The sequence below is a fragment of the Parasedimentitalea marina genome, from assembly GCF_004006175.1.
GTDB classification, from domain to species: domain Bacteria; phylum Pseudomonadota; class Alphaproteobacteria; order Rhodobacterales; family Rhodobacteraceae; genus Parasedimentitalea; species Parasedimentitalea marina.
In genome coordinates this window covers 1,899,477-1,911,051 of the sequence record NZ_CP033219.1, presented here as the reverse complement: position 1 = coordinate 1,911,051, position 11,575 = coordinate 1,899,477, and the positions used below count along the sequence as shown (strand labels likewise).

The following is an 11,575-nucleotide window of genomic DNA, read 5'->3' as shown; positions in this document are numbered from 1 at the left end:
TTTCTTGCCCTGCCAAATACCTGAAATCACCCCGCCATCCCGCGCAGCAAACGGCGGCGCGACTCTGAAATCGATCCGACTTCCAGCCCGGTAAAGACATGCAGCGTGTTCAGCTCCGTATCTACCACCGCATGATCGCTGACCCACCCCCCCATCATTAGATAGCTGCGCAACAAAGGTGGGATGGCCTGAATAGCCTGCGCATCGATGTCATTGGGGCGCTGCAACTGATCAAAGTGAACCAGATTGGGGCCTTGGCCAATGGTCGCCAGCGGTCGGGTGCAAGATAACGCCGTTGCAAAGCGGCAAAAGCATGAAAGTGAGGCTCGGCGTTGGTGCCTGCAAAGACGAACAGCCAAACAGCATTTGTGCGCCATTCTCGTCAACAATGCGGGTCAGGACCGCCCAGGCAAGGCGCAATATGTCCGGATGACGCCAAGTTGGATGACTGCAAAATCGCCCCACTTCGATCATCGCATGGGATAATCCGCAAGCCGCGACAAATCATAAAATTGCGCCGAATAGCTATGCGCAATGCCCTGACCATCTGACAGATGCAAAAGCCGAAAGGCGCAGACCAAAAAATCCTGTCCGGAGATCCTCAATCAGGATATGCGAGCACAGCGCATCAAACTTATCCAGATCTGTATCGCCAGTACCAAAACACTGGGTGCGCAAGGCCTGTGCGGCAGTCAGATCCTGTTGCCCTGCGGCAAACCGGGCTCGATAGCCACCTTTGCACAGAATCTCGGCGCGCTGTGACATTGCGACCCCCGTTAAAGTGGTGCGCTCGGCGGTTGGACAGAAACCGGCAATCGACAGATTACTCGACTAAACCACCGGGTGAAATATTGCCAATGCTACCCAACAACTGACGCAGGAATGTTTTATCCTGAATACCGGAACTGGTCACCCGGCGCTCCAGGGGAATCACATTGCCGTTTTCAAGACCAAAGCGTTCGACCCCGCTAACGACTCCGGACTGATCAAAGCTGATAGCAACCAACTCACGCGAAACCGGCTTGGGTTGACTGGGTCCATAGTGCCGCAATTGGGTCGCGATGTAATAGTATCCGCTTTCGTCAAGAACACCCGACGAAGACGGTGCGCCAATGGTTTCAGTAACGGAATCCCGTGTATCCACACCAACGACAACTTCGGCAAGTTCCTCTTCGGTCGGAACATAACCGTGATTGCGATACTGCGCTGCGCAGCCAGCCAAGGCCACTCCAGCCCCAACTAAAACCACAATTTTGGTCCCCGTTTTTAACCAATCTGTCATTGCCAACATGCTGCTCTCCCGTCGCGGCTTGATAACGCCTTTGATCCCGACTACCTAAACCCGGCCTCCGGTTCAAGAAACGAAAGTTCACGCCATGACTGATAGCCCCGCGTTACGCGTTGCCGATCTGCCTCAAAATCGCCCGACAACCTTTGATATCCAGCCGGATACCGCCATGCTAAAAGAGCTGGCCAACGACCTGGGGTTGCGCGGACTGCGCAAAATGAAGTTCGCCGGTAAAATCGAAGCACAAGATCGCCGTGATTGGATCCTGACTGGAACTTTGGGCGCAACCGCCCTGCAAACCTGCGTGATTACGTTGGATCCGGTCACAACCCGTATAGACATCCCTGTGAAGCGACATTTCCTTGCCGGAGCAGTGACTTCGGACGAGCCGGAAGTGGAAATGCCCGAGGACGACAATGTGGAGCCACTGGAAAGCCACATCGACCCCTATGCCATTATGAGTGAAGCTTTGGCGCTAGCATTGCCTCAGTATCCAAGGAAAGAAAGTGTCGAATTGGGTGAAGCTGTTTATACAGAGCCTGGCCAGGAACCGATGCGCGACGAAGATACGCGCCCGTTTGCTGGGCTTGCTGATCTGCAGAACCAACTAAAAAAAGATCAATGATCCGCTTTTTTCGCGGTTTGAACCAGATGAGCTCTGGCTCTAACCGCTCAGCTCGCCTAAAAGCCCTTGCATCGCGCGAGATTCGCAGTATTTTCGCGCGCTCATCGGAATTATGGTTGGACATCGGACGGGCTGCAGCCTAAACGCACGTCACACCGTTTGAAACGAACAACGAAATCAGCCTCGGGATCTGCCCTATGGCCCTAATAAACAAAGGTTGAGACCATGGCTGTCCAACAGAATAAAGTATCCAAGTCGCGTCGCAACAACCGTCGTGCACACGATTCCCTGGTTGCTGCAAACCCGAACGAATGTTCGAGCTGCGGCGAATTGAAGCGTCCTCATCACGTTTGCCCCTCCTGCGGCAACTACGGTGAAAAAGAAATCGTCGCCATGAACGACGAAATCGACGAAGACGCTGCATAAGCTGCGTCCCAGGCTCCTAATGCAGGCAGGTAACACATGACGGCTCAATCCGAACCATCTACGGTGCCTGCCAGCCGAATAACGATTTCGGTCGACGCCATGGGCGGAGATGCCGGCCCCACAGCAGTGGTGGCCGGCATTGCTATCTCAGCGGCCAAGAATCCTGACATCAGATTTATCCTGCATGGCCCTAGCGATCGATTGAAACCTTTGGTCGCGAAAAAGCGTATTCTGGCGGACCGGGTTGAATTCCACGATGCCTCTGAAGTCGTATCGATGGAAGACAAGCCCAGTCAGGTGATGCGCAACGGCAAGAACACCTCCATGTGGTCTGCCGTGGAATCGGTCAAGAATGGCGAAGCTGCGGGCGCGGTCTCCTGTGGTAACACTGGCGCCTTGATGGCGATTAGCATGATCCGCCTGCGTAAATTGCCTGGTGTGAACCGTCCGGCGATTGCCATTCTTTGGCCATCACGAAATCCCCAAGGGTTTAACGTGATGCTGGATGTTGGGGCCGACGTGCGCGCCGATGCCAAGGATCTGTTACAATATGCCTTGATGGGCACCTCATATACCCGCAATTCAATGGACATCCCCCGCCCGCGCGTTGGCCTGCTGAATGTCGGTACTGAAGAGCACAAAGGCCACGCCGAACTCAAGGAAGCTTATACGCTGATCGCGGACCACGCGGACCGCGGCAATTTTGAGTTTGTCGGATTTGTCGAAGGCAGCGATATTCCCGGCAGCACAGCCGATGTGATCGTCACCGACGGATTTACCGGCAATGTGGCCATAAAAACCGGTGAGGGCACCGCCAGTCTGATCCGGGAAACACTGCGCGAATCGTTCATGTATTCGATTTTGTCCCGTTTGGCCGCCCTGTTTGCCCTGCCCTCACTCAACCGGCTTTCCAAAAAGATTGATCCACGACGGGTGAACGGCGGAGTTTTCCTCGGCCTGAATGGAACAATTGTAAAATCTCATGGTGGCGCAGATGCCACCGGGGTATCAGCGGCGGTTAAACTGGCATTCTTGCTTGCCCAACAGGGCTTTGCAGAAAAACTGGCGGCACGGGTTGCATCCTCGGTCGAGCTTACCCAAAGTGAGCCTGACCGTGACCCCACACGAGCCACGGAACACTAAGACTAAAGGCAGACCATAGAATGACGCGACGTGCTGTGATTATCGGTGTTGGGCATTATCTTCCCGAGCGAGTGGTCGAAAACGCTGAGTTCGAAGCCAAACTTGAAACCACAGACGAATGGATTCGGTCACGCTCGGGTATCGAGCGTCGTCATTTTGCCGCTGAGGGTGAAACCACCTCTGTTCTGGCCACACATGCCGCCAAGGCCGCATTGGCCGATGCGGGCTGCGATGCCGATGACATAGACGCCATTGTACTGGCCACATCAACGGCCGATTTCACCTTTCCATCAGCCGCAACCATGGTTCAGGCTGCATTGGGCATGACCAAGGGATTTGCCTTTGATGTTCAGGCCGTATGTGCTGGATTTGTCTATGCCCTGAGCAATGCCAACGCGCTGATTCTATCAGGCCAGGCCAAACGCGTGCTGGTGATCGGTGCCGAAACCTTTAGCCGCATTATGGATTGGACGGATCGATCAACCTGCGTGCTGTTTGGCGATGGTGCCGGTGCGCTCGTGCTTGAGGCTCAAAATGGCGAAGGCTCTGCTGACGACCGCGGGCTACTGTCGACAGACCTAAACTCGGATGGGCGCTATAAGGACCTGCTGCACGTAGATGGCGGTGTTTCCACTCAGAGCACCGGCTTCTTGCGGATGCAGGGCAATCAGGTATTCCGCCACGCTGTAGAAAAACTGGCCTCGACTGCCAATACGGCATTGGACCGGGCCAATCTGACGGCGTCTGACATTGATTGGATCGTACCGCACCAAGCCAATATTCGCATTATTCAGGGCACCGCCAAGAAAATGGGCCTGAGCATGGACAAGGTTGTGGTGACAGTTCAGGATCATGGCAACACTTCTGCGGCCTCAATCCCACTGGCGCTTTCAGTTGGAAAACTGCGCGGCCAAATCAAGCAAGGTGACCTGATTGTTGCCGAAGCAATTGGCGGCGGACTGGCCTGGGGCGCCGTGGTTCTGCGCTGGTAAGTACTTAAGCAAATACGGTCGCTGCAAATCATTGATATTGACAGGGAAATTCTCTACGCCCTATGATTTATAAAACAAGGGGATTTTGTAATGAGTGACACAACTCTGACTCGTATGGATTTAAGCGAAGCGGTTTTTCGCGAAGTTGGCCTATCTCGCAACGAAAGTGCGCAATTGGTCGAAAGCATGCTTGGCCATATGTCTGACGCATTGGTACGCGGTGAGCAGGTGAAAATATCGTCTTTTGGCACCTTTAGCGTACGCGATAAATCTGCTCGCATCGGCCGCAACCCGAAGACCGGTGAAGAAGTGCCTATTCAGCCCCGCCGCGTTTTGACCTTTCGACCCTCCCATTTGATGAAGAACCGTGTCGCTGGCGGCAACCGGTCATAACGGGGCCAGGTCACATGTCAAAATCACCAGACGCCTTTCGCACGATCAGCGAAGTTGCGGATTGGTTGGGGATTCCAGCACATGTCCTGCGCTTTTGGGAAAGTAAGTTCACCCAGATCAAGCCTGTTAAACGGGCTGGCGGACGGCGGTATTATCGTCCTGCCGACATGCTTCTGCTTGGCGGTATTAAGTGCCTGTTGCACGACAAGGGTATGTCGATCAAAGAGGTTCAGGCCTTGCTGCGCGATCAGGGCATCGCCTTCGTCTCCGAAAAATCTGCCTCGCTGGATGACACTGCCGATCCGGTCCCGATGACCGAAACTGAGGCTACCGTCACCAACTTCCCCACACCAACCCAGCGCGCGCCGACTCAAATGCAAATGCACCTTGATTCGCAGCCCGAACCCGAGGCCGAACCTCAATCCGCCGCTGCAGAACTCCCAGCTGAACCTATAGTCGACGACCTGCCCGGCGAAGACGAAACTCAGCCTGTGGCTGCCATGGCCCCCCTCAGCGAGACGGTTTCTAACGACTTTGCCGCTACTGAGACGCACGACATGCCCAGTGATGATCCCGGTTCTGAAGCGAATGTCGAGCCAGAGGCTGCGGTCGAAGCAGAGGTGGAATCTGCAGAATCAACTGAGGCTGATGTTGCGGCTGCGCCCGTGATGGCGACTGCGCGCCCGACCACCGTTGAGGTAAGCGATACTGCAGACGATGCATTTGACGTCTCCCGTGCAGGCGTTCTTGCAAGGTTGGCCAGCATCACATCTTTACCCCAGTCCTCACTCGCCGAGGCCCTGATATGTGCCGAACAACTGCGCGCCATCACCAATAGCCAAAGCAATCCGACAGCCAATTGAAAAAAGACCAATTTTACCTCTTGCCCCTGCTCTCAGATACAGTAAAACGCTCTCAATAACGGGCTATGGCGCAGCCTGGTAGCGCGTCCGTCTGGGGGACGGAAGGTCGCAGGTTCGAGTCCTGCTAGCCCGACCATACAAAAACGCCCGGGTGATCCTTCACCCGGGCGTTTTGTATATCCAATGCACCCCATCTGTATGCAGAACGAATTGCATGCAGCGCGAAAATAAGTCAGCATCACCGGGCGATCAGCCTTGGGGCTGCATTTAAAGGAACCAATCATGACCGGTGTTTTACCCAGCCAAGCCATTGAAAAGATGCTTGAACACGGCGAGATCACCGTCTCTGACCCGCCTGTTCAAGGACAAATTCAACCCGCCAGCCTAGACCTGCGACTGGGCAGTGTTGCCTACCGCGTGCGTGCGTCATTTCTGGCAGGCAAAGGTCAGAGCGTTACAGACCGGCTTCGTGAATTCGAGATGCACCGCATTGACCTCAGCGGCGGCGCCGTGTTGGAAAAAGGCTGCGTCTACGTGGTCCCTCTGATGGAAGGGCTGGACCTGCCTGACCATGTCTCCGCAGTGGCAAACGCCAAAAGCTCCACCGGGCGGCTTGACCTTCTCACCCGTACAATCACCGATGGCGGCGCCGAGTTTGACCGGATCAGACCGGGATACTCTGGGCCTCTCTATGCTGAAATCTGCCCACGTTCGTTTTCGGTACTGGTGCGGCCAGGCATGCGGCTGAACCAGATACGGTTCCGCACCGGTCAGGCGGTACTTACTGACGACCAGCTGACCGCGCTACACGCTGCCTCCCCGCTGGTGGACAGCCCTGCGGTCATTCAGGACGGTTTGGGCTTCTCCGTCGATCTACAGCTGCCTGGAAGTGATCTTGTTGGCTATCGCGCCAAGCCGCATACCGGCGTTATTGATCTGGACCGGATCGGCGAATACGACCCGCGTGACTACTGGGAAGAGGTCCGCAGCAGCGATGGGCGCATCATTCTGGACCCCGGTGCCTTCTACATTCTTGTCAGCCGCGAGGCCGTCCATATCCCCCCCGAATACGCAGCGGAAATGGCGCCCTATCTGGCCATGGTCGGGGAATTTAGGGTGCATTACGCGGGCTTCTTTGATCCCGGGTTTGGTCATGATGCTGCGGGCGGAGCGGGCTCACGTGGGGTTCTCGAAGTGCGCTGCCACGAGGCCCCTTTTGTGCTGGAACATGGCCAGATCGTGGGCCGTCTGGTCTATGAGAAAATGGCCCAAGTACCGGACCAGCTCTACGGCTCGGGCATCGCTTCGAACTATCAGGGTCAGGGCCTGAAGCTGTCAAAGCACTTCAAAGTTGATCCCACTTAGACCGGCCCCCCCTGCCCCTACAATCAGCTCTGATCGTCTCACCCATTCATCTTTTTCCAAATACTCCCGCCGGAGGCCAGAAAACAAAAACGCCCGGCACTTAGCCGGGCGTTTTCAAATTTAATTCGCCTTGGCGAACTGAGACTTAGCCCAGACGCGAAGCCACGTTTTCCCAGTCGACCAGGTTGTCGAGGAAGTTCGACAGGTACGCAGGACGCTTGTTGCGGAAATCGATGTAATATGAGTGCTCCCAGACGTCGCAGCCCAACAGTGCAGTCTGACCAAAGCACAGCGGGTTCACGCCGTTTTCGGTTTTGGTCACTGCCAGGGATCCGTCGGCATTCTTAACCAACCAAGCCCAGCCCGAGCCGAACTGACCAGCGCCAGCCGCCGAAAATTGAGCTTTGAAATCATCTACAGACCCAAAGTTCTCTACCAGAGCCTTTTCCAGCTCACCGGGCATGACGTCACCACTTGGGCCCATCATTTTCCAGAATTCATTGTGGTTCCACAGTTGCGAGATGTTGTTGAAGATACCGTTCTGGGCAACATCTGTTGCATTATAGGTGCCTACGATGATCTCTTCGAGAGACTTACCGGCCCAGTCGGTGCCCTCGATCAGCTTGTTGCCATTGGTGACATAAGCATTGTGGTGCAAGTCATGGTGATATTCCATGGTCTCAGCGGACATGCCTTTGGCAGCTAGTGCGTCATGGGCATAGGGAAGATCGGGAAGTTCAAAAGCCATTGTGGCACCCTTCAAAAATTGTTGCTGTCAAAAAAACTTATGTGCCAATGTGCGATGCAGATCAAGTCAAAGAGAACAGTAACCCGCACCAGCCCTACAATGGGTGGTGCGGGATTTTACTACACTCTAGTAAACACCAACCGTTGAGTCCGATTGGGCCGCGTTGCTGAGTAAATTGAACACGTAATCCGCGACCGAGCGAAAACAGACGACGTGAAACGCTCCGTCGTGGTCCAGCCAGAATGCTGCAGCCACCTGCGCCATACGGGTGCGGCGGAACTGGCCGGGACCAAAGGCTTCGGCCGACAGGTCAACCGGGCACAGCTTCGCCAGCACTTCACGCGCTCCGTCACCCGACACCCGGAACACCGCGCGGGCGTCCGAGACGTTGACGGCCAAGGCATGCTCATCGGCAAGCCCGGCCTTGATCTCGGTCAGCTTTGTCTCGACGTCACCGTAGTGCACCAGAACCAGCAATTCGTCCGGGGACATCCAAGCCAGCCCGCCGTCCTCGCCCAGCTCGACCTTGCCCGAAACAGGCATTGACGCACCGGTGGCCGATGTCACGGCAGCCTGCAATTTGGCTGAACCAAGATCACCGCGCAGGGTAATCATTCCGGCCAAGCCCCGCTCTTCGACAGTGGCAATACCGCTGAACGCAGCGCCGTTCAGTGCGCTTACAGGATCAGACATTCTGCTTCTCCCCTTCTTTGTCATAAAAGACCTGATCAACGATCTTGGTCTTGTAGATCGTGCCATCGGTGCCCGGGAACTCGATCACCTCATCCATGCGCTTGCGCCCATTGTGCACCAGCCCCATTGCAATGCCCTTGCTCAAGGTTGGTGAGTAATAGGTCGAGGTCACCCGGCCAATGACATTACGTTGTCCGTTGGCATTGACGCCATTGCCAGTGGCATAGGCCCCATCTGGCAGAACCGATCCATCCACCGTTTCCAGACCAACCAACTGCCAGCGATCCGGGTCAGCCATATGCGAGCGCAACTGCGCCCGTTTGCCAAGGAAGTCATCTTTTTTCTTGGAGATCGCCCAGCTTAGCCCCAGATCCTGTGGGATCACGGTACCATCGGTTTCGTCGCCGATCATGATAAAGCCCTTCTCGGCGCGCAGGATATGCAGGCATTCGGTGCCATAAGGCATCACGCCGAACTCTTTGCCAGCCTCCATCAAGGCGGTCCAGAAGGCCAGGCCCTGGCTGGCAGGAACTGCGATCTCGTAAGACAGCTCACCCGAGAACGAAATCCGATAGGCGCGGCAGTCAAATCCACCGATCTGACCATCCCGCCACTCCATGAACGGCAGCGTCTCTTTGCTCACATCCATGCCACCCAGCTTTTCCAGAACTTTGCGGGCATTGGGACCAACCACAGCAACCTGAGCCATCTGCTCGGTTACATTGGCAACATAAACATCCCAATCCCACCATTCAGTCTGCAACCATTCTTCCATGTGACCATGAATGGTCTCGGCGCCGCCAGTGGTGGTGTGGCACAGCCAGGTGTCGTCGTCGATGCGGGCAACAACGCCGTCATCGATCAGAAACCCGTTTTCCGAGCACATCAGACCATAGCGGCATTTACCGACTTTCAGGTTGGACATCATGTTGGTGTACATCATGTCCATGAACCGACCGGCGTCAGCGCCCTTGACGACCAGCTTGCCCAGGGTTGATGCATCTAGCAGGCCAAGATTTTCGCGGGTATTGGTGACTTCACGCGACACGGCTTGCTCAACAGTTTCGCCCGTTTTCACAAAGGCATAGGCGCGGCGCCACTGACCCACTGGTTCCCAGTCGGCCCCATTGGCATCATGCCAATCGTGCATCGGAGTTTTGCGGATCGGCTGAAAGATTTCAGCACGGGCCTCGCCGCCAATCGCCCCCATTGAAATCGGGGTATAGGGCGGGCGGAACGTAGTGGTCCCAACCTGCGGGATTTCCGCGCCAAGTGTATCAGCTAGCACCGCCAACCCGTTGATGTTGGACAGTTTACCCTGATCCGTCGCCATGCCCAGCGTCGTGTAGCGCTTGGTGTGTTCAACACTTTCATAGCCTTCACGCGCTGCCAGTTGCACATCTGAAACCTTGACATCGTTCTGATAATCCAGCCAGGTTTTCATCCGCAGCTTGATATCCGCCTTGGCAGGCATCAACCAGACCGGCAGCATTGGATTTTCCGCGCTGTCAGAAGCGCCCGGCGCTGCGTCTTGTTGCGCTGCAAAGCCTGCGGCCTTTGCAGCTGCACAACCAGCCGCACTGGCATCCAGCAGCGCTCCGCCCAGATCCATTGCTCCATTAGCAGACCCTGCGGCGATCACAAAACCAGCGCCATCATCGCCCAGCGGAGGCCGCGAGGCATCGGGGCGGAAATGGGCCTGAGCGTCATCCCAGATCAGCTTGCCGCCGCAATGCGACCACAGGTGTACAACCGGAGACCAGCCACCGGACATGGCAACCGCATCCACCGCGATCTCTTCCTGGGCGCCGCCTTCACCGTCCTGCGCACAGATCGCAACCTTCGTAACGCGTTTGCCGCCTGAGACTTTGGCAATGGCGCGACCGGGTTCAACCCGAATACCCAGTTGACGCGCTTGTTCCATCAAGGCGCCGCCGCCTGCGGGTCGGGCGTCCAGAATGCGGGGCACCTCGACGCCAGCCTTATGCAGGGTGATCGCAGTACGATAGGCATCGTCATTGTTGGTGACGACTAAAACACGCTGACCCGGAGTGACGCCCCAGTTCACCACATAATCGCGCATCGCGCCGGCTAGCATGACGCCCGGAACGTCATTGCCAGCAAAGGACAGCGGCCGTTCAATGGCGCCGGTGGCGGTGACAATCTGCTTGGCACGAATTCGCCACAGACGATGGCGTGGGCCTGGCTCACCCGGAGTGTGGTCGGTCAGGCGTTCGTATCCCAGGGCATAGCCATGATCATAGACACCGGCTCCCATGCAACGGTTGCGCAGGGTCACGTTCTCCATTGCTGCCAGTTCACCCAGGGTCTGCTCGATCCAGGCCTCTGCCTCGAGATCATCAATGGTGCCGCCATCTACCGGCGCACGTCCGCCCCAAAATGCAGTCTGTTCCAATAGCAGCACTTTGGCACCGCTCTGGGCAGCCATCTTGGCCGCCTGCAGGCCGGCAACACCGCCACCGACCACCAGAACATCAGCAAAGAAATAGAAATGTTCGTACTGATCCGCGTCTTTCAGGTCCTTATCTGGCGCCTTGCCCAGACCAGCCGACTGACGAATGATCGGCTCGTAAACATGTTTCCAAAAGGCACGTGGGTACATGAACATCTTGTAATAGAAACCGGCTGGCAAGAAGCGAGACAGATGTGTGTTGATGGCGCCAACGTCGAACTCCAGGCTGGGCCAGTGGTTCTGTGACTGGGCCGACAGCCCGGCGAACAACTCGGTTGTGGTGACCCGTTGGTTCGGCTCAAACCGGTCACCATTTCCCAGGCCGACCAGAGCGTTAGGCTCTTCGGCGCCAGACGCCACAACGCCGCGAGGGCGGTGATATTTGAACGAGCGCCCCATCAGCATTTGGTCATTGGCCAGCAGAGCCGACGCCAGGGTATCGCCTTGATAGCCGCTCATACGGGAGCCGTTAAAGGTGAACTCGATAGGTTGGGAGCGGTCGATCAACCGGCCCTGTTTGGCAAGACGCGTGCTCATGTGGCGGACCTTTCACGCAGAGGGGCGGT

The 11,575-nt window shown here is 56.3% G+C and carries 11 protein-coding genes, 1 tRNA gene and 1 pseudogene; 8 read left to right on the top strand and 5 right to left on the bottom strand.

Going from position 1 to position 11,575, the window contains the following annotated elements:
- Positions 1 to 26 precede the first annotated feature (26 nt).
- Both EBB79_RS09320 and EBB79_RS09315 read right to left on the bottom strand, forming a co-directional pair.
- Positions 27 to 765, bottom strand: a pseudogene (locus EBB79_RS09320) (GNAT family N-acetyltransferase).
- 58 nt (positions 766 to 823) lie between these two features.
- Positions 824 to 1,291, bottom strand: coding sequence for an outer membrane protein assembly factor BamE (locus EBB79_RS09315; protein ID WP_127748646.1), 468 nt, complete (start codon positions 1,289 to 1,291; stop codon positions 824 to 826).
- Between the two features lie 85 nt (positions 1,292 to 1,376).
- Here EBB79_RS09315 and EBB79_RS09310 point away from each other — a divergent pair, with 85 nt between their 5' ends.
- The 8 genes from EBB79_RS09310 (at position 1,377) to EBB79_RS09275 (ending at position 7,095) form a co-directional block, all read left to right on the top strand.
- The gene (locus tag EBB79_RS09310) at positions 1,377 to 1,913 is read left to right on the top strand and encodes a YceD family protein (protein WP_127748645.1); all 537 of its coding nucleotides are present in this window, start codon (positions 1,377 to 1,379) and stop codon (positions 1,911 to 1,913) included.
- Between the two features lie 225 nt (positions 1,914 to 2,138).
- Positions 2,139 to 2,339: a 50S ribosomal protein L32 gene (rpmF, locus tag EBB79_RS09305; RefSeq protein WP_127748644.1), complete on the top strand. Its 201-nt coding sequence runs from the start codon at positions 2,139 to 2,141 to the stop codon at positions 2,337 to 2,339.
- Between the two features lie 36 nt (positions 2,340 to 2,375).
- Positions 2,376 to 3,482, top strand: a complete 1,107-nt coding sequence (plsX, locus tag EBB79_RS09300; RefSeq protein WP_127748643.1) for a phosphate acyltransferase PlsX — start codon at positions 2,376 to 2,378, stop codon at positions 3,480 to 3,482.
- Between the two features lie 20 nt (positions 3,483 to 3,502).
- Positions 3,503 to 4,474, top strand: coding sequence for a beta-ketoacyl-ACP synthase III (locus tag EBB79_RS09295; RefSeq protein ID WP_127748642.1), 972 nt, complete (start codon positions 3,503 to 3,505; stop codon positions 4,472 to 4,474).
- 90 nt (positions 4,475 to 4,564) lie between these two features.
- Positions 4,565 to 4,867 carry an integration host factor subunit alpha gene (gene ihfA / locus EBB79_RS09290; protein WP_127748641.1) on the top strand — a complete coding sequence of 101 codons (303 nt, stop codon included), beginning with the start codon at positions 4,565 to 4,567 and terminating at the stop codon, positions 4,865 to 4,867.
- A gap of 14 nt (positions 4,868 to 4,881) precedes the next feature.
- The gene (locus EBB79_RS24775; RefSeq protein WP_238705040.1) at positions 4,882 to 5,730 is read left to right on the top strand and encodes a MerR family transcriptional regulator; all 849 of its coding nucleotides are present in this window, start codon (positions 4,882 to 4,884) and stop codon (positions 5,728 to 5,730) included.
- A gap of 59 nt (positions 5,731 to 5,789) precedes the next feature.
- Positions 5,790 to 5,866 (top strand) — tRNA-Pro (locus EBB79_RS09280).
- A 146-nt stretch (positions 5,867 to 6,012) separates the two neighbouring features.
- Positions 6,013 to 7,095 carry a 2'-deoxycytidine 5'-triphosphate deaminase gene (locus EBB79_RS09275; protein ID WP_127748640.1) on the top strand — a complete coding sequence of 361 codons (1,083 nt, stop codon included), beginning with the start codon at positions 6,013 to 6,015 and terminating at the stop codon, positions 7,093 to 7,095.
- A 145-nt stretch (positions 7,096 to 7,240) separates the two neighbouring features.
- Here the strand turns inward: EBB79_RS09275 and EBB79_RS09270 are convergent, their stop codons facing one another.
- From EBB79_RS09270 to EBB79_RS09260, 3 genes are all read right to left on the bottom strand, one after another.
- On the bottom strand, positions 7,241 to 7,843 hold the full coding sequence (locus EBB79_RS09270; protein WP_127748639.1) for a superoxide dismutase: 603 nt from the start codon (positions 7,841 to 7,843) through the stop codon (positions 7,241 to 7,243).
- 126 nt (positions 7,844 to 7,969) lie between these two features.
- Positions 7,970 to 8,536, bottom strand: coding sequence for a sarcosine oxidase subunit gamma (locus EBB79_RS09265; protein WP_127748638.1), 567 nt, complete (start codon positions 8,534 to 8,536; stop codon positions 7,970 to 7,972).
- Positions 8,529 to 11,546, bottom strand: coding sequence for a sarcosine oxidase subunit alpha family protein (locus EBB79_RS09260; protein WP_127748637.1), 3,018 nt, complete (start codon positions 11,544 to 11,546; stop codon positions 8,529 to 8,531). Before EBB79_RS09260 ends, EBB79_RS09265 begins: the two co-directional genes overlap by 8 nt.
- Positions 11,547 to 11,575: the final 29 nt, after the last annotated feature.